Consider the following 23,959-nt stretch of genomic DNA (forward strand, 5'->3'; position numbering starts at 1 on the left):
GTACCCAAAAAATCGCCCTTTCGCGATTTTTGAAACAGGCTCTAAGAGGCTGCCATGGATCTGACAGCGTTGATCGACGATATCGTGGCCGCCATGGCCAAAGAGACGGAGCGGGGCGCGGTCGCCAGCTATATCCCCGAACTGGCGAAGGTGGATGCCGGCCAGTTCGGGATCGCCATCGCCACCGCCGACGGGCGGCTGCTGACCGGCGGCGACGCTGACACCGGCTTTTCGATCCAGTCCATTTCCAAGGTGTTCGCGCTGACGCTGGCGCTGGGCAAGGTCGGCGACCAGCTGTGGGACCGGGTCGGGCGTGAGCCGTCGGGCAATGCCTTCAACTCCATCGTCCAGCTGGAGCAGGAACATGGCATCCCGCGCAATCCCTTCATCAATGCCGGGGCGATCGTGGTCGCCGACGTCAATCTGGGCGGGCATCAGCCGCGCGTGGCGATCGGCGAGATGCTGCGCTTCGTCCGCTATCTGGCCGGCGACGACGCGATCCGCATCAATGAGGAGGTCGCCGCGTCGGAAACGGCGACCGGTTATCGCAACATGGCGCTGGCCAATTACATGCGCGCCTTCAACAATGTCCGCCATCCGGTCGATCTGGTGCTGGGCAGCTATTTCCATCAATGCGCGATCGAGATGAGCTGCCGGCAACTGGCGCTGGCGGGGCGTTACCTGATGCTCGACGGACGCCATCCCGAGGGCGGACGGGTGGTGTCGCCCAGCCGGGCGCGGCGTATCAATGCGCTGATGCTGACCTGTGGCCATTATGATGCATCGGGCGATTTCGCGTTCCGCGTCGGCATCCCCGGCAAGTCGGGCGTAGGCGGCGGCATATTGGCGATCGTGCCGGGCCGCGCGGCGATCGCAGTCTGGTCGCCGGGCCTCAACACCAGCGGCAACAGTGCGCTGGGCACCAAAGCGCTGGAGATGCTGGCGCGGCGGACCGGCTGGTCGGTGTTCAGCCCGCCCGAAGTGCATCAGGGCTGACGCGGCGACGCGACAGTCGAAGTTCACAGTGTCGTCAGCATGGATTTGGGCCATTTGCACCGGAAACGCGCCTGCCACGCGCCACCGACGCGACAGTGACGTGACAATCGGGTCACGGCCACGCGCCTTCGATGCGACAGTGAAGCGACAGCCAGGCGACAGCGATGCAACAGTTGCGGTCGATATGGGGCGATGTCGTGCGCGCGTTTCATCGCGGAGGATAGAACAGAGATCAGCGCAATAGGAAAGGCTGATGCCCTCAGGGCACTTCGTCCTGGCGCAGGCGGCGCAGGCGGGGGGCGGATTGTAGCTGGGCGGCTTCCTTGATGCCGACGCGCAGATCCTCGCGCGCCTGATGGATCGACGCGATCACCGGCCCCATGGCGACGCCAAGGTCGACCAGCGCGGTTTCGGCCAGTTGCAGCGAGCTTTCGAGCGTTTCGGGCACGGCGTCGCTGGCGCCGGCCTTGTAGAGCTGGGCGGCATGATCGGCGTCGCGGGCGCGGGCGATGATCGGCAGGTCGGGCACCCAGCCACGCACCCGCTTGGTGACGCGCACCGACAGGACCGGATCGTCCATCGTCAGGATGAGCGCGCGGGCATGGCCGAGGCGCAGGCGGTCGAGCATTTCCGCGCGCGCGACGTCACCGAAGAGGATCGGATAGCCCAGGCGGCGGGCCTCGGCGACGACGTCGGGATCGGATTCGACGACGATGAAGCGCTGGCCATGGGTCTTGAGCAGGTCGCAGACCATCTGGCCGACACGGCCGAAACCGATGACGACGGCGGCCGCCTCGGTCTGGTCCGGTTCGCTCTCGACCCGTTCCTCGCCAATGGCATTTTCCAGCCGCTGGGCGATGTCATGGCCAAAGCGCGCGAGCAGCGGCGTGATGGTGAGGCCGATGGCGGTGACGATCTGCCAGAAGGCGGCGGTGGAGGGCAGGATCAGCTTGGCCGCGGCGGCCGCCGACAGCACGATCAGCGTGGTTTCCGACGGGCTGGACATCAGCACGCCGACTTCCAGCGCGACGCCCTTGCGCACGCCCGAGAAATAGAGAAGCAGGCCGGTGACCAATGTCTTGGCGACGACGACGCCCAGCACGGCCAGCAGCAGGCTGGGCCAGTTGGCGAGGATGACGCGCAGGTCGAGGCTCATGCCCACGGTGATGAGGAAGACGCCGAGCGCCAGCCCCTTGAACGGCGCGGTCATCACCTCGACCTCGCCATGATAGTCGGTCTCCGCGATCAGCAGGCCCGCGAGCAGGGCGCCGACGATCGGCGACAGGCCGGCGATCGAGGTGGCGAGGCTGGAGAGGATGACGACCAGCAGGCTGGCGGCGAGGAAGACTTCCGGGCTCTTGGTGCGCGCCGCCTGACGGAAGATATGGGGCAGGAAGATGCGGCCGAAGACCAGCATCACCGCGATGGTGAGGCCGCCCTTGAGCAGGGTGGTCGCCAGTTCGTTCCACGCGGCGTCCGGGCTGGTCGCGACCGATGGCGCCAGCGCGCCGAGCATGAAGATGATCGGCACCAGCGCCAGATCCTCGAACAGCAGCATCGAGAAGGCGGAGCGGCCGACCGCGCTCTGGGTGCCGACCATCGGCAGCACCACGGCGGTGGAGGACAGGGCAAGGGCAAGGCCGAGGCCGATCGCGCCGGCGGTCGGCTGTCCCAATAGATAGAGGCCCATGGCAATGAGCGCGGCGCTGCCCAGCAATTCGGTCGCGCCGACGCCGAACACCTGCGCGCGCATGCTCCACAATCGCCGGAAGCTCAGTTCCAGACCTATGGAGAAGAGCAATAATATGACGCCCAGTTCGGCAAATGGCTCAATCGCTGCCCGGTTCGAGATGGTGACATGATAGAGCCAGGGATATTGGCCGACCAGCGAGCCAAGTCCTGCCGGACCGACGGCAAGTCCCACCAGGATGAAACCGATGACGGGACTGATGCGGAAGCGGGCGAAACCGGGAATGACCAATCCCGCTGCGCCCAGAATGACGAGGGAGTCGCTGAAGCTTTGCGGATTGATTGCATCGGTCATGAGGCATCATTGCGGGTGGCGCACGGAAATACCAGCCTTTTGCCAAAAGAATTCCGGGCAAAATGCCGGCACAGGCGGGCGCGGGGCGATGTGACATTTGCGTTACCGGCCTGTAATTTTCCGGACATCCCGACGCAAAATCGGCGGCGCTAGAAGGGCGGTCGGTTTTGCTATGGACGAATGGTGATGGGAATGATGGCTGCGCCGCTGCAAGATGCGCCGATCAGTGCCGGGGATATCCTGATCTGGGCAAGGGTCGAGCAGGCCCTGGCCGGCAAGAATGCGGCCCTTGCGGCGCAGATCAATGCCCGCGCATGCGGCCGCAGCATGAGCCCCACCGCCGATGTCGAGATTGCTTCCGAACTGGCACGGATGGAAGAGGGGCAACTGGTCAGGCTGTGGCTGGGCGCCGACGATCCCGAACATCCGACCCGCCGGGAAATGCTGGCGCTCGATCGCCTGGCGCTGATCAGCGCCGATTTCTGAGCGGCGAGAAAAGCCGCCTGGTGCGGACGATGGGACTTGAACCCATATTCCCAGGGGGAGGCGGATTTTAAGTCCGCTGCGTCTACCGATTTCGCCACGTCCGCGCTGCGCCTTCCCCTGAAGGCTCAGGCGCGGCAGGTCAAGGGGCTGATCAGTCGGCGGCCTTGCCGTTCAGCCGTTCGCGCATTTCCTTGCCCGGCTTGAAATAGGGCACGCGCTTGGCCGAGACCGGCACCTGTTCGCCAGTGCGGGGGTTGCGGCCGGTGCGGGCATCGCGGGCTCGGGTGGTGAAGGCGCCGAAGCCGCGCAGTTCGACCCGGCCGCCACTCGACAGGCGATCGACAATCTCGCGGAAGAAAAGATCGACGATCCTTTCCACTTCCTGCAGGCTGAGGCCCGGATTTTCTTCGCCGAGTTTCTGGATCAGTTCAGAACGGATCATAGTTCCTCCAGCACCCCTAATTTCCCCTGCCGACATTTATAAACAATTGGAAAGCTGTTGACAATCGGGGAGCAACGAAATCGTTTCGATAGGGCAAGGAAGTAGCGGGCGGGCATGAAAAAGCCCGCCGGAACATGGGTTCCGGCGGGCTTTTCTTTGCCTGTTGGCAGGAAGGAAGGGATTAGCCTTCGTTCTTGGCCTTGAGCGCTTCGCCCAGGATGTCGCCCAGCGACGCGCCGCTGTCCGACGAGCCATACTGTGCAACAGCCTGCTTTTCTTCGGCAATCTGCATCGCCTTGACCGAGAAGGTCGGCTTCTTGGCGCGGTCGAAACCGGTCACCATGGCGTCGAACTTCTGACCGATCTGGAAGCGTTCCGAACGCTGTTCGTCGCGGTCGCGGCCCAGGTCGCTGCGCTTGATGAAGCCGGTGGCGCCATCTTCGCCAGCCTGGACTTCCAGGCCGCCGTCGCGAACTTCCAGAACGGTCACGGTGACGATCGCGTTCTTGTTCAGGCCAGCAGCAGCGGCGGTGGTGCCGCCGGCGGCCGGACCGCCACGCTCAAGCTGCTTCATGCCGAGGCTGATGCGCTCCTTCTCGACGTCGATGTCGAGAACGACGGCCTGAACCGTCTCGCCCTTGCGGTGCAGCGCCAGCGCGTCTTCGCCCGAAATGCCCCAGGCGATGTCCGACATGTGGACCATGCCGTCGACGTCGCCGTCCAGGCCGATGAACAGGCCGAATTCGGTCGCGTTCTTGACTTCGCCTTCGACGGTCGAGCCGATCGGGTGACGTTCTGCGAACGAATCCCACGGGTTCGACTGGGCCTGCTTGAGGCCGAGCGAGATGCGGCGCTTCTCGGGATCGACTTCGAGAACGATGACTTCCACTTCCTGGCTCGTCGAAACGATCTTGCCGGGGTGGACGTTCTTCTTGGTCCAGGACATTTCCGAAACATGGACCAGGCCTTCGATGCCCGGCTCCAGTTCGACGAACGCACCATATTCGGTGATGTTCGTGACGCGGCCCGACAGCTTCGCACCGACCGGGTACTTGGCGGCGGCGCCTTCCCACGGATCATTTTCCAGCTGCTTCATGCCGAGGCTGATGCGCTGGGTTTCGCGGTTGATGCGGATGATCTGGACACGGACGGTGTCGCCGATGTTGATCATCTCGTTCGGGTGGTTGATGCGCTTGTACGACAGGTCGGTGACGTGCAGCAGGCCATCGATGCCGCCCAGGTCAACGAACGCACCATAGTCGGTGATGTTCTTGACGACGCCTTCGATGATCTGGCCTTCGGCCAGGGTCTGGATCAGGCCCGAGCGCTGTTCGGCGCGGGTTTCTTCCAGGATGGCGCGACGCGACACGACGATGTTGCCACGACGGCGATCCATCTTGAGGATCTGGAAGGGCTGCGGGATGTCCATGAGCGGGGTGACGTCGCGAACCGGGCGGATGTCGACCTGCGAGCCGGGCAGGAAGGCGACGGCGCCGTCGAGGTCGACGGTGAAGCCACCCTTGACGCGGCCGAAGATGACGCCTTCGACGCGGGCGCTTTCGGTGAACTCGGCTTCGAGCTTGTCCCAGGCGGCTTCGCGGCGAGCGCGGTCGCGCGACAGCATGGCTTCGCCATGGGCGTTTTCGACGCGGTCGACATAGACTTCGACTTCGTCGCCGACCTTGAGGTCAGCCTTCTGGCCGGGAGCGGCGAACTCGCGCAGCGGTACGCGGCCTTCCGACTTCAGGCCGACGTCGATCAGCGCCATGTCGTTTTCGATGCCGGTGACGGTGCCCTTTACGACGCGGCCTTCAAAGCCGCCGTCTTCGCCACCGAGAGAATCATTGAGAAGCGCGGCGAAATCGTCGCGCGAGGGGAATGCCGTAGAGGCCATGGTTGGTCCTTCACTCATCATTGCTGGCCAATCGGTTGTGTCCGATGGTCTTTGGCCAAACCACGCATGCGGCCGAATACCGCCTGCGTATCCAAGGGGTTGGGCGTTGGAACGCCAAGCCTGGAAAAGCGAAAAGGGCGCCCGGAATTTCCGCGCGCCTTATCGGGTCACACGCTTACGGGCGACCTTCAAGCTGGGCGTCCACAAGCGCGATGGCCCGCTGGACGGCGGCGTCTATAGTCAAATTGCTGGTATCTAGCAAGTCGGCGCCGTCGGCCACCTTGAGCGGGGCATGGTCGCGGCTCATGTCGCGGGTGTCGCGGGCCTGGATGTCGGCGATCAGGCTGTCCATGTCGGGCTCGCCGCCATGGGCCTCAGCATCCTTGAAGCGGCGTTCGGCGCGGACATGGACGCTGGCGGTGACGAAGATCTTGGCATCGGCGTCCGGCGCGATGACGGTGCCGATGTCGCGCCCGTCGAGGATGGCGCCGCCCGGCTGGGTGGCGAAGTCGCGCTGGCGCTGGACCAGTGCGTCGCGCACGCTCTGATGCACCGACACACGCGAGGCGAGGCTGCCAACTGCTTCGCTGCGCAGCGCCGGATCGGCCAGGATGGCGTCGTCGAAGGCGCAGGCGGCCAGCGCGTCGGCCTGATGATCCGGGTCGCCGCCCTTTTTCAGCACGGACAAGCCGACCGCGCGGTAGAGCAGGCCGGTGTCGAGCACCGGCAGGTTGTAGTGGCGGCCCAGCGCCTTGGCGATCGTGCCCTTGCCCGATGCGGCGGGGCCATCGACGGCGATGATCATGCGATGGCTCCCAGCGTCTGGAGCAGGGTGGTGAAGGTCGGGAAGCTGGTCGCGACCGGGCGCATGTCGTCGATGGTGACGCCATCGCGAGAGGCCAGGCCGGCGACCGCGAAGCTCATGGCGATGCGGTGATCGAGCCTGGTGGCGATCGGGCCGCCGCCGGGCAAAGGCTGGCCGCCGCTGCCCTCGATGATGATGCCGTCCTCCAGTTCCTCGACCGTGACGCCGATCGCACGCAGGCCGGTGGCCATGGTGGCGATGCGGTCCGATTCCTTGACGCGCAGTTCGTCGAGGCCGCGGAAGATGCTGCGGCCATGCGCAAAGGCTGCCGCGACGAAGGCGACGGGATATTCGTCGATCATGCTGGGCGCGCGGGCGGGGTCGGGCTCGACGCCGTTCAGGGCAGAGGCGGTGACGACCAGGTCGCCGACCGGCTCGCCGCCGACTTCGCGGGCGTTGATGATCTCGATCGATCCGCCCATTTCGCGCAGCAGGTCGATCAGGCCGGCGCGGGTGGCGTTGAGGCCGACATTGGCGATCGTCACCTGCGATCCCGGCACCAGCAGCGCCGCGACCATCGGGAAGGCGGCCGACGAGGGGTCGCCGGGCACGACGATATTCTGCGGCTTGAGTTCGGCCTCGCCCTTGAGCGTGATGATGCGGGTGCCGTCGGCCTGGACCTCGACCTCAAGGTCGGCGCCGAAGCCCTTGAGCATGCGTTCGCTATGGTCGCGGGTCGGGATCGGCTCGACCACGCGGGTAATGCCGGGCGTGTTGAGGCCGGCGAGCAGGATCGCCGACTTCACCTGGGCCGAGGCGACCGGCAGGGTGTAGTCGAGCGGCACGGCCGGGCAGGCGCCGGTCATGGTCAGCGGCAAGCGATCGCCGGGACTGGTGGTGAAGCTGGCGCCGACGCGGGAGAGCGGCTCGGTGACGCGCGCCATCGGGCGCTTGCTGAGGGACGCGTCGCCCACGAAGGTGGCGGTGATGCCATGGCTGGCGACCAGGCCCATCAGCAGGCGGGTCGAGGTGCCGCTATTGCCCATGTCGAGCGCTTCCTGCGGCTGGAGCAGGCCGCCGACGCCGACGCCATGAATATGCCAGATGCCGTCATCGTCGCGCTGGATGTCGGCGCCCATCGCGCGCATCGCGGCCGCGGTGGCCAGCACATCCTCGCCCTCCAGCAGGCCTTCGACCCGGCTTTCGCCCACGGCCAGGGCGGACAGCATCAGCGAACGGTGGGAAATGCTCTTGTCGCCCGGAACCGCGACGCTGCCGGACAGGGCAGGGGCGGCGGTGAAGGTCATCGGGCTGGGTTGGTCATTATGGCTGGTCACGGGGTATCCATCATCTTGGAACCGAAAAAATGCGCCCGGCTTTTGACAGCGCGGTTTCGCTATGGCAAGGCGCCCGACGTTTCGTGGCCGACTTCCGTCGCGCCGCGTGATTTCTGTTTGAGCATCGAAGAAGGAACAGGCCGGACATGGTGAAGGCTGAATGGGGCACGAAGCGGACCTGCCCGAAATGCGCGACTCGCTTCTATGACCTGGGCAAGGACGACCCGGTGACCTGCATCAACTGCGGCGCCGCCTGGGAGCCCGAACCGGTGCTGAAGTCGAAGCAGCCGCTGCCCTATGAAGAGGCCGCGCCCAAGAAGGTCGTGGAAACGGCCGATGGCGAGCTGGAGACGGCGGACGATGATCTGGACATCGATCTGGACGTCGATGATGACGGCGATTCGCCGGATAATGACGTCGATCTGGGCGGTGATGACGACCTGGGCGTCGATGCCGGCAACGATGACGACGACGACAACAATTAAGTGAAAATTCTGCTTGCCAACGGGATCGCCTGATCCTAGAGGCAGCGACCTCCGAGGCGCCGGACCCAACGGCGCCTCAAGATGGTACGGGGCCTTAGCTCAGCTGGGAGAGCGCCTGCATGGCATGCAGGAGGTCAGCGGTTCGATCCCGCTAGGCTCCACCAATTTTTTCGGCCGACGGCTTGTGCCGGACATGGTTTGATCCATTCGGGACGCGGTTCGCGCCGTATCAGGATGGGGCCTTAGCTCAGCTGGGAGAGCGCCTGCATGGCATGCAGGAGGTCAGCGGTTCGATCCCGCTAGGCTCCACCAATTTTTTCGGCCGACGGCTTGTGCCGGACATGGTCTGATCCATCGGGACGCGGCTTGCGCCGTATCAGGATGGGGCCTTAGCTCAGCTGGGAGAGCGCCTGCATGGCATGCAGGAGGTCAGCGGTTCGATCCCGCTAGGCTCCACCATTTTTCTTCACATAGCATCATGCACACGCGCCCCATGGGATTGCGTTGATGGCCTTCGGATTCGGTCGGGCTGGCTGCGGTGTCGTATCGAGAGGGGGCCCCCCTCCGTCTGGCCTACGGCCAGTTCAAGGGAGACACGGGTCTCCCTTGAACTCCCCTTGCAGGGGAGGATGGTCTGGAAGCGACCAGAAGCAGACGTTTCCTACTCCCCTCCCTTCCAGGGAGGGGCCGGGGGTGGGTGCGCCGCGTAGCGGCGGTCTACGGTCGATAGGGCAGAAGCTCGCTACGCTCGCAACCCACCCCAACCCCTCCCTGGAAGGGAGGGGCTATGTCTTGTTTCCACCCTTTTGGGCCATTCCCGCCTTTGCGAATGAGGACAGGGCAACGCCGTTCAGGCCAGCGTGACGAAGCTGTCCATCACCCGCTTGCGGCCGGCGGTTTCGAAGTCGATTTCCAGCTTGTTGCCCTCGATCGCGGCAATCGTGCCATAGCCGAATTTCTGGTGGAAGACACGCTGGCCGACGGACACATCGTCGCGGCCCTTGTTGCCGAGCGATACGGCGGAGGTGCGGGCTTCGACGATTCGCACGGGCTCGCGGCTGAACTGGCCGCTGCTCTGGGCGCGCTGCCAGCCGGGGCCGCGCGATGAACCGCGCGCGACATTGGCGAAGGGATCGTCCCGTTCCGACCAGTTGGCGCGCCAGAGCGAGGCGCCGCCGGACATGCTGCTTTCCTCATCCACATGTTCGGGCGGCAATTCGCCGACGAAGCGGGAAGGGATGGAGCTGGTCCACTGGCCATAGATGCGGCGGTTGGCGGCGTGGAGGATGGTGCAGCGCTTGCGCGCGCGGGTGATCGCCACATAGGCGAGGCGCCGTTCCTCCTCCAGGCTGTTGAGCCCGCCTTCGTCGAGCGCGCGCTGCGAAGGGAAGATGCCTTCTTCCCAGCCGGCAAGGAAGACATTGTCGAATTCCAGACCCTTGGCGGCGTGGATGGTCATGATGGTGAGCTTCTGCTCATCCTGTTGCGCCTCATTGTCCATGACCAGGCTGACATGTTCGAGGAAGGCGCCCAGCGTCTCATATTCCTCCATCGCGCGGGTAAGTTCGCTCAGATTTTCGAGGCGCCCGGCGCTCTCGGTCGAGCGTTCGGCCTGGAGCGTGGCGGTATAGCCGCTTTCGTCCAGGATCTGGCGCGCCAGTTCGGCATGGGGCAGTTGTGCGGCGCGATCGCGCCAGCGGGCGAGATCGCCGATGAAGGCGCCGAGCGAACGGCGCGCCTGGGGTGTCAGTTCGTCGGTGTCGAGGATGCGCGCGGCGGCGAGGGCGAGCGGAATGCCCTCCGCGCGCGCCAGCCGGTGCAGCTTCTCGACCGCCTTGTCGCCCAGGCCGCGCTTCGGCACGTTGACGATGCGTTCGAAGGCCAGGTCGTCTGCCGGCTGGTTGACGAGGCGCAGATAGGCGAGCGCGTCGCGGATTTCGGCGCGCTCATAGAAGCGGAAGCCGCCGACGATGCGATAGGGCAGGCCGATCTGGATGAAACGGTCTTCGAATTCGCGGGTCTGGTGCTGGGCGCGGACGAGGATCGCGACCTCATCCAGCGAGCCGCCGGCGCGAGCGATCGCCTCGATCTCGTCGCCGACGCGGCGGGCTTCCTCCGGCCCATCCCACACGCCGAGCACGCGCACCTTTTCGCCGACGTCGATGTCGGTCCACAATGTCTTGCCGAGGCGATTGCCATTTTCCGCGATTACCCCGGATGCGGCGCCCAGGATATGCGGGGTGGAGCGGTAATTCTGTTCCAGACGGACGATCGCGGCGCCCGGAAAATCCTTTTCGAACCGTAGGATATTGGCGACTTCTGCGCCACGCCATGAATAGATGGACTGGTCATCGTCGCCGACGCAGCAGATATTCTTGCGAGTCTGGGCGAGCAGTCGCAGCCAGAGATATTGGCTGGAGTTGGTGTCCTGATATTCGTCCACCATGATATATTTGAAGCGCTGCTGATATTGTTCCAGCACGTCGCGGTGGCGCTTCAAGATGGTGAGAGAGTGGAGCAGCAAGTCACCGAAATCGCAGGCATTCACCTCGCGCAAACGAGCCTGGTAGGCGGCATAGAGTTTCTGCCCCTTGCCATGGGCATAGCCCTCCGCCTCACCGGCACCGACTTCCTCCGGCGTGAGGCCCTTGTTCTTCCACTGGTCGATGAGGCCGGCGAGCTGGCGGGCGGGCCAGCGCTTCTCGTCAATCCCCTCGGCCTGGATCAGCTGCTTCATCAGGCGCAACTGGTCGTCGGTGTCGAGGATGGTGAAATTGGACTGAAGGCCCACCAGTTCGGCATGGCGGCGCAGCATCTTGGCGGCGATCGCGTGGAAGGTGCCAAGCCAGGGCATGCCCTCGACCGCCGGGCCGATCATCCGGCCGACGCGCTCGCGCATTTCCCGTGCCGCCTTGTTGGTGAAGGTCACGGCCAGGATTTCCGAGGGCCAGGCGCGCTGGGTCGCGACCAGATGGGCGAGGCGGGCGGTGAGCGCTGCGGTCTTGCCCGTGCCCGCGCCGGCCAGCACCAGCACCGGCCCCTCCGTAGTCAGCACAGCTTCGCGCTGCGGTTCGTTGAGGCCCTTCAGATAGGGCGGGTCATTGGGAGAGGGGGCAGGCACGGTCATGGGCGATCAACTAGGGATGGGCGGTTGCGGGGGCAAGGGCGGATGGCCTTGCAGCGGGACGCAATCTATGAGAACAAAAAGGGAATCACGCAAGATGCGAATGGAGCAAGATGATGGTGACGGGGCGGTGCCAGTGCGGGGCGATCCATTATGCGGCGGAGGGCGAGCCGGTTTACAGCGCGCTGTGCCATTGCAGCGATTGCCGGATGAGCGCGGGTGCGCCGATGGTCGGCTGGGCGCTGTTCCCGCATGACAAGGTGACGATAGAGGGTGATCCGGTCACCTACCAATCGTCGGATAATGCGACCCGCCATTTCTGCGGCACCTGCGGCACCGGGCTGTTCTACACCAACCCGACGGTGTTTCCCGGCATGATCGACATTCAGAGCGCGACGCTGGACGACCAGAGCGCCTTTCCGCCGGCGGTGCATGTCCAATATGCCGAGGCGGCGCCGTGGATGGCGGCGGCGCATGATCTGCCCCGGTTCGATCGATACCCGTCGGACTGAGCGTGCGGCCGGCGTCAGCGGCGACACGGTTCGTCGCTGACGCGGAACAGGGAGGTGGGGCGGCCGGTTTCTCCCTTGCTCGGGGCAAGGAGTAGAAGGACCAACCCGATGAAGATCATCATGATCGCCGGCTTTGCCGCTTTGTCGATGGCAGCGCTGCCCGGTCAGGCCGGGGCGCAGGCGATGTCGCCGCCGGCCCAGAACCAGGATCCCAATGCGGCGCAGCCGACCGGCGCGGTGCCGGCCGAGACGGGCATGGTGCCGGCGCCTGCGGACGTGCCGCGCGATCCCGCCGCGCCGGTGGGCACGGCGGCCAACCCGGTGACGGTAGGCGGCAACATGACGCCGCCGCCGACCGAGGCGAAGGCCTATCCGGTCTGCGGCAAGGGCGTGCAGGACGGTTGCGTCAATCCGGGCGAGGCGAAGAAGAGGATGCGCAGGCCGGGCTGAGATCCGGTTTGGGGTCGGTCGATGCCGGGCCGGGCAGGGCGGCGATGAGCGCTGCGAGGCCGGTCCGGTCGCGCGCCGCGTCGGCCAGGCTATAGCCGTCCAGCACCGTCAGGAAAGCACCGACCGCTTGGGCCAATATGCCTGAAAGGCCGCAGGCCGGGCGGATCGCGCAGGACGCGCAATCGGCCATCGCCATGTCCGGCTCGCTATGGCGTACGACCGCGCCGATGCGGATATCGGCAGGATCGGCTGCAAGGGTAAAGCCGCCGCCGCGGCCGCGCTGGGTGCGGATGAAGCCACCCTGGCCCAGGCCATGCACCACCTTCATCAGATGATTGCGCGACAGGCCATAGGCATCGGCAATTTCCGGGATCGTCGCCCGTCCACCCGGCACGGCGGCGAGATGGATCAGCACGCGCAGCGCATAATCGGTGTGGCGGGTCAATTGCATCGCGCCCTCCTATCCTGCGGGCAGAGTGTCATAAACATATATTCAATTTACATCTTAAAAGATGCATATTAAATGAACCTTATCGAATCCCCGATAAGGAGCCTGTCATGCGCGAAACCCTGTCCCCCGAAACCATCGCCATCGTGAAGGCGACCGGCCCGGCGCTGCGCCGCCATGGCGTCGAGATCACCACCCGCATGTATGCGCGGCTGTTTGAGGATGCGTCGATCAAGGACATGTTTGACCAGGCGGCGCAGGCCAGCGGCGAGCAGCCGCGCCGGCTGGCGGCGGCGATCCTGGGCTTTGCCGAGAATGTCGACAAGTTGCAGGCGCTGGACGGCGCGATCGCGCGCATGGTGCAGCGCCATGTCGATACCGGCGTGCAGCCGGACCATTACCCCAAGGTAGCGGCCGCGTTGCTGCCCGCGATCCGCGAAGTGCTGGGCGAAGAGGTGGCGACGGATGAGGTGCTGGCCGCCTGGGCGGAAGCCTATGGCTTTCTGGCCGATATCCTGATCGGCAAGGAACAGGCGGCCTACGCAGAGGCCGCCTGATATCTCGCCTGATCGTTACGCGGCAGGCGCGCTATCTTCTGCGCGGAGCAGGGTGAGGCGCGCCTTGCCGACGTCGCGCACGGCGTCGACGATGAAGCCCTTGACCGCGACGTCTTCGCGCCGGTCGGTTTCGATGCTGATCCAGGTCGCCGGGCTGGTCCAGCCCAGGCGCGCCAGCTTGTCGAGTGCGACCTGGCCCGCGCCGGTGTCATAGGGCGGGTCCATGAAGATGAGGTCGAGCGGCGTCTTCGTCGGGCCGAGCGACAGCACGCTGGTCTGGCGGATGTCCGGGCGCAGGCCGAGCTTGTCGCCATTGGCGCGGATCGCGTCGATCGCCGCCTTGTCCTGCTCGACGAACAGGCAGGAGCCGGCACCGCGCGACAGGGCTTCAAAGCCGAGCGCGCCCGAGCCGGCGAAGAAGTCGCCCACGGCGAGGCCCTCGAACGATCCCAGCCGGCTCGCCAGCATCGAGAAGAGCGTCTCGCGGGTGCGGTCGCCGGTGGGACGGGTGGCGTCGCCCTTGGGCGCGACCAGCGGACGGCCGCGCCATTGGCCCGAGATGATCCTCATTTCTGTGCTTTCTTCAGGCTGCTGCGGAAGGCGACCAGGTCATGCTGGCGCACTTCCTCGACCGCGCCGCCGGCGAGTTCACCCAGTTCGAACGGGCCGTAGCTGGTGCGGATCAGGCGATTGACCTTGAGCTCGAAATGTTCGAGCACGCGGCGCACTTCGCGGTTCTTGCCCTCGGTCAGGGTCATTTCGATCCACTGGTTGCGGCCGGTGCGTCGTTCCAGATTGGCCTCGATCGGACCATATTGGATGCCGTCAATCTCGATGCCGTCGAACAGATCCTCCAGCTGCTGCTGGCTGACCTCGCCAAAGGCGCGGGCGCGATAGGTGCGCGGCACGCCGGTCGAGGGCAATTCCATCTCGCGCTTGAACTCGCCGTCGGTGGTGAGCAGCAACAGCCCCTCGGTATTCATGTCGAGCCGGCCGATCGGCATCAGCCGCGGCAGGTCGTCGGGCAGGATGTCGTAGATGGTCGGGCGACCGGCGGGATCGCGCTCGGTGGTGAGGAAGCCGGTCGGCTTGTGGAACAGGAACAGGCGTGCGGGGGCGGGCGCGGCGACCGGATCGCCGTCGACGGTCACGCCATGGAGCGAGGTCAGCAGCGTCGCGGGGGTGTCGATCGTGACGCCGTCCCTGGCGATACGGCCTTCCTCGATCATGCGCTCGATCTCGCGGCGCGAGGCGATGCCGGCGCGGGCGAGCAGCTTGGCGATGCGCTGGGGTTCGCCCTTGCCGCTGGTTTCCGCGGCGGCACGGGCCGGGTGCGGGTTGGCGACATGGGGCGCAGCCGGCTTCTTGCTGCCGGGACGGCGCGGCGGATAGGATGTGCCGCCCATACGACCTTCAGTGCGGCCTTCGGGGCGCGGGCGAGCCGGGCGGTCACCAAAAGCGGGGCGGGCGGCGCGCTCGCCAAAGGGCGCGCGCGCGGGACGATCTCCAGCGGCCGCGCGCTCGGGGCGCTTGCCTTCGGTCGGGCGACCGCTGCGGGCGGGGCGTTCGGCGCGATCCGGCTGGGCGGCGCGGTCGGGGCGGCCACGGGCCGGGCGGTCGCCACGGCCTTCTTCGCGGTTTCCGGCAAAGCGACCGCCACGGCCTTCGCCCGAAGCGCTGCGATCGGAGCGAGCGCCGCGACCTTCGCTACGTTCACCACGACCGTCGCCGAAGCGATTGCCACGGGCCTCGCCGGGACCATTGCGGTCAGGGCGCGGGCCGCGCGCGGGGCGGTCCGAACGACCTTCGTTGCGACCGTCCGATCGGGCGTCCGACCGGGCCGGGCCACGGCCAGTGCCGCGATCGGCGCCGCCACGCGATCCGGGACCGGAGGGACGCTTGGGACCGCCCGGACCTGACCGGCGCGGCGGACCAGATTTTTTTGGCGGTTCCACTTGATGCATTCCTTTTCGTGACGGGTGGCCATCCCCATATCAGGGCGGCATGTGCAATATGATGAACGGTGCCATAGCGCCGTTCATGTGAACGGCAAAGCCCCGGCCGGGCGCAACCCGGCGCCGGGGCGCGGCGTTGGTCGGTTGCATGGCGGAAACGGGGCAGGACAGCAAATGTTTTTCGGGCGAATCAGAGGGGACGACACCGCCAGGGACGGGGCGAGAGACGGAGCAGGTGCGCCGCGGAACGCCATCCGCAGCGTGCTGGTGGTGGAGGATGAACCGCTCGTCGCCTTCGATCATGAGCATATCCTTTCCCAGGCGGGCTATCGCATCGCCGCCACCGTCGATAGCCACACCCATGCTGCCCGCGTGATCGATATGGGAACGGTCGATCTGGTCGTTACCGACATCAATCTGCGCGGTGGGCGCTGCGGCATAGAGGTCGCGCGTCATGCCCATGCGCGCCAATTGCCGGTGCTGTTCGTCACCGGTGCCTGTCCCGCCGATGCGCGATCGCTGGCGGTCGGCTGTCTCGCCAAGCCCTTCGCCCCGCGCGACCTGTTGGCGGCGATCGCGGTGGTCGATGCGGTGCTGGCCGGTCGCGCGCCACCACGCAAGCCGCGCGGCATGAAGCTGTTCGCCGAGATCGCCTGACGCCGGGCTGATCCGGGGCAGGCAGGCGGCCGTGCCGCTTGCCTCTGCTGCATTTGCTCATATGGTGGCGCCCGTAATGAACGGGCGCGGGGAATATGTGTGACAGATATCGCCGAGGGTAAACGGAACTGGCGGGATGTCATGCGTCCCTATTTCGGGAAAATGCCGTTCGTGGCCTTGTTGATCGGCATATCGAGCGGGTTTCCGCTTATGCTGCTGCTTGGCACGATGGGCTATTGGCTATCCAAAGTGGGTATCCAGAAGTCTACGATCGGTTTCGCTATCGGCCTGACGACACCCTATACGCTCAAATGGCTCTGGGCGCCGTTGGTCGATAAGCTCCCGCTTCCGATCCTCACGCGGCTTTTCGGTCAGCGGCGCGCTTGGCTGTTTTTCATTCAGTTGCTGCTGTTCGGCGCAATCTGGATGCTGGGGAGCAGCGATCCTGCCAATCATCTTGGCTATTTCGCCTTTTGCGCGATCCTCGTCTCCTTCCTAGGCGCGACGCAGGATATCGTGATCGATGCCTATCGCATCGAGATATTGAGCGATGAAGAGATGCCTTATGGCACGGCGACGAACCAGTTCGGCTATCGGCTTGGCGCCTTCTTCTCCGGGGTCGGGACGATCTTCCTCTATTCACCGCAGACAGGACTCGGCCTTGGCTGGCCGCTTGCATATGGCCTGACCGCCTTGCTGGTGCTGCCCGGTGCGCTGGGGGCCCTCTGGGCTGGGCCGGGCACTTATGTTGATCGCCATGGGGAAATGGCCGGGAAGCGGTTCGGCGCATGGCTAAAGGAAACGGTGCTCAATCCCTTCATCGAGTTTCTGGGGCGCAAGGGATCGGTTCTGATCCTGCTGTTCGTGCTGCTCTACAAAATAGGCGATGCGATGGGGCAGGGCATGCTCAACCCGATGATCGTCGATCTTGGGTTCACCGATGCTGAGTTTATCGCCATCAACAAGGTCGTCGGCTTCTGGGGCCTGATCGTCGGCACGGCCTTGGCTGCGCCTTTCATCGCATGGCTCGGCATGGGGCGCGCCCTGTTTATATCGGGGCTGATGATGATGCTCAGCAATTTGACGTTCGTCATCGTTGCGATGCATGGCCATTCGAATTTGTGGCTGACCATAGCGGTGGCGACGGAGCAGGTGACGAGTGGTATCGGTTTGACGGTGTTCGTCACCTATTTGTCCGGCCTTTCCAGCCTTGCCTACACCGCAACCCAATTCGCATTATTGTCATCGTTCGCTGCTGTAGGTCGCACTTGGCTGGCTGCGCCGGCAGGGATCATCGCTGAGAATGTAGGATGGGTCGGATTCTGGCTGACGACGGTCGTCGCGGCATTGCCCGGCATGCTGTTGCTCTGGCTGATCTGGCATAAGGGCTTTGTCGTGGACAGCGTTCGTCAGCCCAGCACGACGGACGACTGAGGTGACGAATAGGTCGAACAATCAGGACTTTTGCATCGCATGATCTTCCTCGTCGCGTCCATCTGTATCCAGATCATCTGTGCGGTCGATGTCGTGCGCAACGGCCGCAACCAGATCTGGATGCTGTTCATCTTCCTTTTCTCGCTGGCGGGCTGCTTTGCCTATCTGATGCTGGAGGTGCTGCCGGCCTATTGGGGCAATCGCCATCTGCGCACCGCGCGCAGCCAGGTGGTCGGCAAGGTTGATCCCGAACGCGGTCTGCGCAAGGCGCGGGCTGATCTGGACCTTGCGGAGACCGCCGCCAACCGGATTGCGCTGGGCGATGCGCTGCTGGACCTGGGCCGCTTTGCCGAGGCGGAGGCGGCCTATCGCAAGGGGCTGGCGCTGGGACCGGGGCAGGATGCGACGACGCAGGTCAAGCTGGCGCAGACCCTGTTCGAACTGGGGCGCAGCCGCGAGGGGCTGGCGGAGTTGGACGATGTGCCCGAGGTCGGCCGGGGCAGCGAATGGGATCGGCGCGCGCTGCTGCGGGCGCGGATGCTGGCCGATATCGGCGAGGATGCGCAGGCGCGTCTGCTGTTCGAGGATGTGATGAGCCGATATGCCGGTGAGGAGGCTCGCTGCCATTATGCCGCCTTCCTGCTGGAGCAGGGTGACCGGCTGCGCGCGCGGCAGATATTGGAGGAGGTCGAGCAGCGGGCCAGGCGGCTCGACCGCACCCAGCGCGCCGCCCAGGCCGACATGTATCGCTGGGCCGGCGAGCGGCTGGCGGAGTTGCGGAAGGCGGCGGCTTAAGAGGCGGCGTAGAGGTCCAGCGGCCGGCCAAGGTCGCTATGCGCCTGCGCCACCGCCTGCAGGCAGGTGAGCGCGCCCAGCGCATCGTCATTGCCCAGCAGCCCCGAGACATTGTCGAAGGCGGTATGCGGATCGCGCAGCGCATCGCCCACCGCCTGCATGATCGCCGCCTCGTCCGCGGTCATCCGCGCGCAGCAACAGGGCGCGACCAATATCTTGCGGCTGGCGGCGCGCGCCAGTTCCAGCATCATCGCGCGCATCAGTACCAGGGGCCGGCGATAGCTTTTGCCGAAGGCGCCCAGCATCGCATTGGCGGCATGGGCATCATTGACCCCCGCCGTCGCCATGCGGCGTATGACGAACAGGAACAGCCGATTGCCATAGCCGCCCGGAATGGGCCGGGGCAGTTCGACGGGGTAGCTTTCTCCATATGCCATGCGGGTGCGCCTTTGTGTGACTCGGGGACACACAAGCTACGCTATTGCGAGGCATTCGCAAGTCTAAATCAGTCGGGCAATTGTCCGTTCAACCGCAAAATCTCTCCGGCCATATAGAGCGAGCCGGCGATCAGGATGATCGGTGCCGCATCCTGGGCCTGGGCGGCATCCTGCGCGATGGCGGCGATCGCCGCTTGCGGCCCGTCATGGGCGGTGCAGCCTATGCCCCAGCGGGCGGCGACGGCGGCGAAACGTTCGGGCGGATGATGATCATGTCCCGGCACCGGCAGCGCATGGATATGGGCGATGCGGCCGCCGAACGGGGCGAGATAGGCGTCCATATCCTTGTTGGCGAGCATGCCGATGACGAGCTGGATCTGGCGGCTGTGCAACCGGTCGGCGGTGAAGAAGGCGCTGATCGCCTGGCCGGCGGCTTCATTATGGCCGCCGTCGAGCCAGGCTTCCGCCGCATCGGGCAGGGCCGCGAGCAGCGGACCGCGCTCCAGCCGTTGCAGCCGGGCGGGCCAGTGCGCCCAGAGCGGTGCGGCCTTCAGCGCCGCCTCGCTGACCGGCACGGCCTGCTGATGGCGGAGCATGGCGATGGCGAGGGCGACATTCTGGACCTGATGCGCGCCGGGCAGGCGTGGCATTGGCACGTCGACATGGCCCTGTTCGTCGCGATAATGGACCCGGTCGCGATACACGGCCGCGTCCCAGGCGGTGCCCATGGCGAGCCATAGGGTGCCGGCGCGATCGGCGGCGTCCTGCATCACCGGGGCGAGGGCGGCGTCATAACGCTGCGTCACCAGCGCCGCGCCGGGCTTGGCGATGCCGGCTTTTTCCGCGGCGATGACGGGCAGCGTGTCGCCCAGGACGGCCTGATGATCGATGCCGAGCTGGGCGATGCCGCAGACGACCGGATCGACGATGACGTTGGTGGCGTCGAGCCGCCCGCCAAGGCCGACCTCTATGATGCAGGCGTCGGCATCATGTTCGGCAAAGGCGAGGAAGGCGGCGGCGGTCGTCACCTCGAAGAAGCTGGCGCCGATCCCTTCTGCCACATCCAGCACACGGGCGAGATAGGCGGCGAGCATGGCATCGTCGATCAGCTTGCCGGCGATGCGGATGCGCTCATTGAAGCGGACCAGATGGGGCGAGGTGAAGACATGGACGGTCTTGCCGTCCGCCTCCAGCGCGGCGCGCAGGAAGGCGCAGGTCGACCCCTTGCCGTTGGTGCCGGCGACATGGAAGACCGGCGGCAGGCGATGGTGCGGATCGTCCAGCCGCTCCAGCAGCCGGCTGATCCGCTCCAGTCCCAATATGTCGGCGCCGGGGGACAGCGACCAGAGCCGGTCAAGCTGGGCCTGGACCTGAGGGTCGTCCGAAACGGCATGGTCGGCCATGGCGCGCTGATCCCCCTATCGCGCTTTTGAGGTTCAGGCGGCGGCGCGCGGCGTCAGATAGCCGATCACGCGGGCCAGCGTGTCGCGCAGTTCGCTGCGATGGACCACCATGTCGAGCATGCCATGGTCGAGCAGATATTCGGCGCGCTGGAAGCCTTCGGGCAGCTTTTCGCGGATCGTGCTTTCGATGACGCGCTGGCCGGCGAAGCCGATCAGGGCATTGGGCTCCGAAATCTGGATATCGCCCAGCATCGCGTAGCTGGCGGTGACGCCGCCGGTGGTCGGATCGGTCAGCACGACGATATAGGGCAGGCCGGCCGCATGCAGCTTCTGGATCGCCACGGTGGAGCGCGGCATCTGCATCAGCGACAGGATGCCTTCCTGCATGCGTGCGCCGCCGGCGGCGGTGAAGATGACATAGGGGCATTTATGCGCGATCGCGTCATTGATGCCCTGGATGAAGGCCGCGCCCACGCCCATGCCCATGGAGCCGCCCATGAAGGCGAAATTCTGCACGCCCATGACCAGCGGCACATCGTCGATCGCGCCGCGCGCGTTGATGAGCGCGTCCTGGTCTCCGGTCGAGGCGCGGGCGGCCTTGATCCGGTCCGGATAGCGCTTGCTATCCCGGAACTTGAGCGGATCTTCCGGCACGCCGGGCGTCGGCAGCAGGATGAAGCCGGCGTCGAGGATCTGCTCGAACCGCTCCGACGGGCCGATGCGGCCATGATGGTCGCAGCGCGGGCAGACCGAGAGATTTTCCTCCCATTCCTTGATGAAGACCATTTCCTTGCACGACGGGCACTGATGCCAGAGCGTTTCGGCGGTGGTTTCCTTCTTGGTGAAGGGCAGGGCGTTACGAACGCGGTTGATCCAGCTCATGCTGCGGTCTCCCGGATAGAAGTGGTGAGGGCGCCGCTGAGCGACGCGACGAATTCCTGGACGAAGGAGCCGGCGGCATCGCCGTGCGAGCCGACGATGTCGACGATCGCCGAGCCGACCACCACGCCATCGGCGACGCGGCCGATGGCGGCCGCCTGTTCGGGCGTGCGCACGCCGAAGCCGACCGCGATCGGCAGGTCAGTGGCGGCCTTCAGCCGATCGACCGCCATTTCGATATTGGCCTGTGCCGCCTGCTGCTTGCCGGTGATGCCGGCGACGGCGACATGGTAGAGGAAGCCGCTGGCGCCGTTCAGCACGGTGGGCAGGCGGGCGGCGTCCGTGGTCGGGGTCGCAAGGCGGACGAGATGGACGCCGACGGCGCGCAGGGCGGGGCCGAGTTCGGCATCTTCCTCCGGCGGGATATCGACGCAGATCACGCCGTCGACACCGGCGGCCTGGCACTGGTCGGCGAACCAGTCGGACCCGCGCGCCAGCATCGGATTGGCATAGCCCATCAGGATCAGCGGCGTTTCCGGGTGGCGCGTGCGGAAAGCAGCGGCCAGGGTAAAGACGTCCTTGGTCTTGGTGCCCGAGCCGAGGCTGCGCAGGTTTGCCAGTTCGATCGCCGGGCCGTCGGCCATCGGATCGGTGAAGGGCATGCCCAGTTCGATGATGTCGGCGCCGCCCGCGACCAGCGCATCGAGGATGGCAGGGGTCGAGGCGACGTCCGGGTCACCGGCGGTCACAAAGGTGATGAGCGCGGCGCGGCCCTGTGCCTTGCAGGCGGCGAAGCGGGTGGCGAGACGGTCGGTCATGCTCACATCTCCACTCCCAGCGCGTCGGCGACGGTGAAGATATCCTTGTCCCCCCGGCCCGACAGATTGACGACGATGATCTTGTCCGCGTCCAGCGTCGGCGCGACCTGTTCGGCGGCGGCCACGGCATGGGCGGATTCGAGCGCGGGGATGATGCCTTCGAGGCGCGAGAGGGTCTGGAAGCTTTCCAGCGCCTCGTCATCCTTGATCGGCAGATATTTCACCCGGCCGATCTCGTGCAGCCAGCTATGTTCCGGGCCGATGCCGGGATAGTCGAGGCCAGCCGAAATGCTGTGGGCTTCGGTGATCTGGCCGTCCTCGTCCTGGAGCAGATAGGTGCGGTTGCCGTGCAGGATGCCCGATGCGCCGCCCGCCAGCGAGGCGGCATGCTTCTTGTCGAGGCCTTCGCCGGCCGCTTCCACGCCGATCATCGCGACTTCGGGATCGTCGAGGAAGGGATGGAACATGCCGATGGCGTTGGAACCGCCACCCACCGGGGCGATCAGCATGTCGGGCAGGCGACCTTCAGCCTCCATGATCTGCGAGCGGATTTCCTTGCCGATGATCGACTGAAAATCGCGCACCAACTCCGGATAGGGGTGCGGACCGGCGGCGGTGCCGATGATGTAGAAGGTGTCATGAACGTTCGACACCCAGTAGCGCAGGGCGTCGTTCATCGAGTCCTTGAGCGTCGAGGAACCGGAATGGACCGGGATCACCTCGGCGCCGAGCAGCTTCATGCGGAAGACGTTGGGCTTCTGCCGCTCGACATCCTTGGCGCCCATGAAGATCTTGCATTCCATGCCGAACAGGGCGGCGACGGTCGCGGTGGCGACGCCGTGCTGGCCCGCGCCGGTCTCGGCGATGACCTTCTTCTTGCCCATGCGGCGGGCGAGCAGCGCCTGCCCGATGCAATTGTTGATCTTGTGCGCGCCGGTGTGGTTGAGTTCCTCGCGCTTGAGGTAGATTTTGGCGCCCTTGCCCGGTTCCGCTTTTGCGCGCAGGGCTTCGGTCAGCCGCTCGGCATAATAAAGCGGGTTGGGGCGGCCGACATAGGAGCGCAGCAGCTCGGCATATTCGGCGTGAAATTCGGGATCGGCCTTGGCCGCCTTGTAGACCTTTTCCAGCTCCAGGATCAGTGGCATCAGCGTTTCGGCGACATAGCGGCCGCCAAAGGCGCCGAAATGGCCATTATCGTCCGGCTGAGTCCTCAGGCTATTGGGGAGGCTGTTGGGCAGGGTGATGGTGTCGGTCATGAATATCTTTCCGGGGACAAATGATGGGCGTTCGCTTGTGGTCAGGAAGCGATCAGCGCCATCGTCCTTCGATGCGCATGGCAGGGGCGTTCAGCGTCAACATGCCGACACCGCTTTGCAGAAGGCCATGATCTTGTCCACACTCTTGATGCCCGGTGCATCCTCGACGCCCGAAGAAACGTCGATCAGCGGCGTGTCGGTCAGGCGGATCGCTTCGCACACATTGTCGATGCCAAGGCCCCCCGAAAGCCCCCAGGGCGCGGGCATGGCGACGCCGCGCAGCAAGGTCCAGTCGAAGCGCAGGCCCATGCCGCCGGGCAGCGCCGCGCCATCGGGCGTCTTCGCGTCGAACAGCAGCCGGTCGACCGTGCCGGCATAGGCCTGGGCCGCGTCGATATCGGCGCGGGTCTTGACCGAAATCGCCTTCCACACCGGCAGGCCGAAACGCTGGCGAATGGCGGCGACCCGCTCCGGGCTTTCCTTGCCATGGAGTTGCAGGGCGCTGAGCGCGCCGGTGCCGGTCAGCCGCGACAGTTGATCGTCATCGGCATCGACGACCACGGCGACGCGATCGACATGGGCCGGGACGGCCGCAGCGAGCGCGCGCAGCTGGTCGGGTTCGACGTGGCGCGGGCTCTTGGGGAAATGGACGAAGCCGACATGGCTCGCCCCGGCGCGCACGGCGGCGCCCACCGTCTCCGGCGTGGACAGGCCGCAGATCTTGATCGCGATTCGGGACATGGGC

General features: G+C 65.7%; 24 protein-coding genes and 4 tRNA genes. 12 read left to right on the top strand and 16 right to left on the bottom strand.

Translation table 11 applies throughout. The features are described from left to right. The first annotated feature begins 54 nt into the window (after nucleotides 1-54). Nucleotides 55-996 (top strand): glutaminase, encoded by a 942-nt coding sequence (locus tag ACUCV3_RS25235; protein WP_279731460.1) that lies wholly within the window; start codon nucleotides 55-57, stop codon nucleotides 994-996. A 259-nt stretch (nucleotides 997-1,255) separates the two neighbouring features. Here ACUCV3_RS25235 and ACUCV3_RS25240 read toward each other — a convergent pair whose 3' ends face one another. Further along, nucleotides 1,256-3,040: a cation:proton antiporter domain-containing protein gene (locus ACUCV3_RS25240; protein ID WP_037521748.1), complete on the bottom strand. Its 1,785-nt coding sequence runs from the start codon at nucleotides 3,038-3,040 to the stop codon at nucleotides 1,256-1,258. A gap of 186 nt (nucleotides 3,041-3,226) precedes the next feature. On the opposite strand from ACUCV3_RS25240, the gene ACUCV3_RS25245 reads away from it, so the two are divergent. Then, nucleotides 3,227-3,526, top strand: a complete 300-nt coding sequence (locus ACUCV3_RS25245) for a hypothetical protein (protein WP_099233156.1) — start codon at nucleotides 3,227-3,229, stop codon at nucleotides 3,524-3,526. 18 nt (nucleotides 3,527-3,544) lie between these two features. Here the strand turns inward: ACUCV3_RS25245 and ACUCV3_RS25250 are convergent. The 5 genes from ACUCV3_RS25250 to aroA form a co-directional block, all read right to left on the bottom strand. Then, nucleotides 3,545-3,630: transfer RNA gene (locus ACUCV3_RS25250), tRNA-Leu, on the bottom strand. A 47-nt stretch (nucleotides 3,631-3,677) separates the two neighbouring features. Next, nucleotides 3,678-3,968, bottom strand: coding sequence for an integration host factor subunit beta (locus ACUCV3_RS25255; RefSeq protein ID WP_004207675.1), 291 nt, complete (start codon nucleotides 3,966-3,968; stop codon nucleotides 3,678-3,680). Between the two features lie 181 nt (nucleotides 3,969-4,149). Further along, nucleotides 4,150-5,862: a 30S ribosomal protein S1 gene (rpsA, locus tag ACUCV3_RS25260; RefSeq protein ID WP_004207674.1), complete on the bottom strand. Its 1,713-nt coding sequence runs from the start codon at nucleotides 5,860-5,862 to the stop codon at nucleotides 4,150-4,152. 175 nt (nucleotides 5,863-6,037) lie between these two features. After that, a complete protein-coding gene (gene cmk, locus ACUCV3_RS25265; protein WP_279731467.1) occupies nucleotides 6,038-6,667 on the bottom strand; it encodes a (d)CMP kinase in 630 nt (209 codons plus the stop codon). After that, nucleotides 6,664-7,974, bottom strand: coding sequence for a 3-phosphoshikimate 1-carboxyvinyltransferase (gene aroA, locus ACUCV3_RS25270; RefSeq protein WP_432215169.1), 1,311 nt, complete (start codon nucleotides 7,972-7,974; stop codon nucleotides 6,664-6,666). The genes cmk and aroA overlap by 4 nt, the downstream gene beginning before the upstream one ends. 176 nt (nucleotides 7,975-8,150) lie before the next feature. Between aroA and ACUCV3_RS25275 the strand changes: the two genes are divergently transcribed. From ACUCV3_RS25275 to ACUCV3_RS25290, 4 genes are all read left to right on the top strand, one after another. Further along, on the top strand, nucleotides 8,151-8,489 hold the full coding sequence (locus ACUCV3_RS25275) for a TIGR02300 family protein (protein WP_279731470.1): 339 nt from the start codon (nucleotides 8,151-8,153) through the stop codon (nucleotides 8,487-8,489). Between the two features lie 88 nt (nucleotides 8,490-8,577). Further along, nucleotides 8,578-8,653, top strand: a tRNA-Ala gene (locus ACUCV3_RS25280). Between the two features lie 72 nt (nucleotides 8,654-8,725). Continuing rightward, nucleotides 8,726-8,801, top strand: a tRNA-Ala gene (locus ACUCV3_RS25285). Nucleotides 8,802-8,872: 71 nt separating this feature from the next. After that, nucleotides 8,873-8,948, top strand: a tRNA-Ala gene (locus ACUCV3_RS25290). 391 nt (nucleotides 8,949-9,339) lie between these two features. On the opposite strand, the gene ACUCV3_RS25295 is transcribed toward ACUCV3_RS25290, so the two are convergent. Next, complete coding sequence (locus ACUCV3_RS25295) at nucleotides 9,340-11,616, bottom strand: ATP-dependent helicase (RefSeq protein WP_482241328.1); 2,277 nt, start codon at nucleotides 11,614-11,616, stop codon at nucleotides 9,340-9,342. Between the two features lie 113 nt (nucleotides 11,617-11,729). Here ACUCV3_RS25295 and ACUCV3_RS25300 point away from each other — a divergent pair, with 113 nt between their 5' ends. Together ACUCV3_RS25300 and ACUCV3_RS25305 are read left to right on the top strand one after the other, a co-directional pair. Beyond that, nucleotides 11,730-12,125 carry a GFA family protein gene (locus ACUCV3_RS25300; RefSeq protein WP_279731479.1) on the top strand — a complete coding sequence of 132 codons (396 nt, stop codon included), beginning with the start codon at nucleotides 11,730-11,732 and terminating at the stop codon, nucleotides 12,123-12,125. Between the two features lie 108 nt (nucleotides 12,126-12,233). Beyond that, nucleotides 12,234-12,575 (top strand): hypothetical protein, encoded by a 342-nt coding sequence (locus ACUCV3_RS25305; protein ID WP_010336087.1) that lies wholly within the window; start codon nucleotides 12,234-12,236, stop codon nucleotides 12,573-12,575. Here ACUCV3_RS25305 and ACUCV3_RS25310 read toward each other — a convergent pair. Then, complete coding sequence (locus ACUCV3_RS25310) at nucleotides 12,532-13,026, bottom strand: Rrf2 family transcriptional regulator (RefSeq protein WP_279731472.1); 495 nt, start codon at nucleotides 13,024-13,026, stop codon at nucleotides 12,532-12,534. The two genes, ACUCV3_RS25305 and ACUCV3_RS25310, sit on opposite strands and share 44 nt — an antisense overlap. Nucleotides 13,027-13,133: 107 nt before the next feature. Between ACUCV3_RS25310 and ACUCV3_RS25315 the strand changes: the two genes are divergently transcribed. Continuing rightward, complete coding sequence (locus ACUCV3_RS25315) at nucleotides 13,134-13,580, top strand: globin domain-containing protein (protein WP_279731474.1); 447 nt, start codon at nucleotides 13,134-13,136, stop codon at nucleotides 13,578-13,580. Nucleotides 13,581-13,595: 15 nt separating this feature from the next. On the opposite strand, the gene rsmD is transcribed toward ACUCV3_RS25315, so the two are convergent. Continuing rightward, entirely contained in the window at nucleotides 13,596-14,150 is a 555-nt protein-coding gene (rsmD, locus tag ACUCV3_RS25320; RefSeq protein ID WP_004207665.1) for a 16S rRNA (guanine(966)-N(2))-methyltransferase RsmD, read from the bottom strand. Beyond that, nucleotides 14,147-15,535, bottom strand: a complete 1,389-nt coding sequence (locus ACUCV3_RS25325) for a pseudouridine synthase (protein ID WP_482241329.1) — start codon at nucleotides 15,533-15,535, stop codon at nucleotides 14,147-14,149. Before ACUCV3_RS25325 ends, rsmD begins: the two co-directional genes overlap by 4 nt. A 174-nt stretch (nucleotides 15,536-15,709) precedes the next feature. On the opposite strand from ACUCV3_RS25325, the gene ACUCV3_RS25330 reads away from it, so the two are divergent. The 3 genes from ACUCV3_RS25330 (at nucleotide 15,710) to ACUCV3_RS25340 (ending at nucleotide 18,421) form a co-directional block, all read left to right on the top strand. Beyond that, the gene (locus ACUCV3_RS25330) at nucleotides 15,710-16,192 is read left to right on the top strand and encodes a response regulator (protein WP_037521738.1); all 483 of its coding nucleotides are present in this window, start codon (nucleotides 15,710-15,712) and stop codon (nucleotides 16,190-16,192) included. A 99-nt stretch (nucleotides 16,193-16,291) separates the two neighbouring features. After that, a complete protein-coding gene (locus tag ACUCV3_RS25335) occupies nucleotides 16,292-17,626 on the top strand; it encodes an AmpG family muropeptide MFS transporter (protein WP_037513151.1) in 1,335 nt (444 codons plus the stop codon). A 39-nt stretch (nucleotides 17,627-17,665) separates the two neighbouring features. Continuing rightward, nucleotides 17,666-18,421 carry a tetratricopeptide repeat protein gene (locus ACUCV3_RS25340; protein WP_122129516.1) on the top strand — a complete coding sequence of 252 codons (756 nt, stop codon included), beginning with the start codon at nucleotides 17,666-17,668 and terminating at the stop codon, nucleotides 18,419-18,421. Here ACUCV3_RS25340 and ACUCV3_RS25345 read toward each other — a convergent pair. From ACUCV3_RS25345 to ACUCV3_RS25370, 6 genes are all read right to left on the bottom strand, one after another. Then, nucleotides 18,418-18,858: a DUF6628 family protein gene (locus ACUCV3_RS25345; RefSeq protein ID WP_279731500.1), complete on the bottom strand. Its 441-nt coding sequence runs from the start codon at nucleotides 18,856-18,858 to the stop codon at nucleotides 18,418-18,420. The two genes, ACUCV3_RS25340 and ACUCV3_RS25345, sit on opposite strands and share 4 nt — an antisense overlap. 68 nt (nucleotides 18,859-18,926) lie before the next feature. Next, nucleotides 18,927-20,261: a bifunctional folylpolyglutamate synthase/dihydrofolate synthase gene (locus ACUCV3_RS25350; RefSeq protein WP_482241330.1), complete on the bottom strand. Its 1,335-nt coding sequence runs from the start codon at nucleotides 20,259-20,261 to the stop codon at nucleotides 18,927-18,929. Between the two features lie 33 nt (nucleotides 20,262-20,294). Further along, complete coding sequence (gene accD, locus ACUCV3_RS25355) at nucleotides 20,295-21,143, bottom strand: acetyl-CoA carboxylase, carboxyltransferase subunit beta (RefSeq protein ID WP_004207658.1); 849 nt, start codon at nucleotides 21,141-21,143, stop codon at nucleotides 20,295-20,297. Further along, the gene (gene trpA / locus ACUCV3_RS25360) at nucleotides 21,140-21,958 is read right to left on the bottom strand and encodes a tryptophan synthase subunit alpha (RefSeq protein WP_482241331.1); all 819 of its coding nucleotides are present in this window, start codon (nucleotides 21,956-21,958) and stop codon (nucleotides 21,140-21,142) included. The genes accD and trpA overlap by 4 nt, the downstream gene beginning before the upstream one ends. Nucleotides 21,959-21,960: 2 nt before the next feature. Further along, the gene (trpB, locus tag ACUCV3_RS25365) at nucleotides 21,961-23,214 is read right to left on the bottom strand and encodes a tryptophan synthase subunit beta (protein ID WP_125999762.1); all 1,254 of its coding nucleotides are present in this window, start codon (nucleotides 23,212-23,214) and stop codon (nucleotides 21,961-21,963) included. A gap of 96 nt (nucleotides 23,215-23,310) precedes the next feature. After that, entirely contained in the window at nucleotides 23,311-23,955 is a 645-nt protein-coding gene (locus tag ACUCV3_RS25370; protein WP_010336098.1) for a phosphoribosylanthranilate isomerase, read from the bottom strand. Nucleotides 23,956-23,959 lie beyond the last annotated feature (4 nt).

It is taken from the genome of Sphingobium sp. VMM (assembly GCF_056790315.1).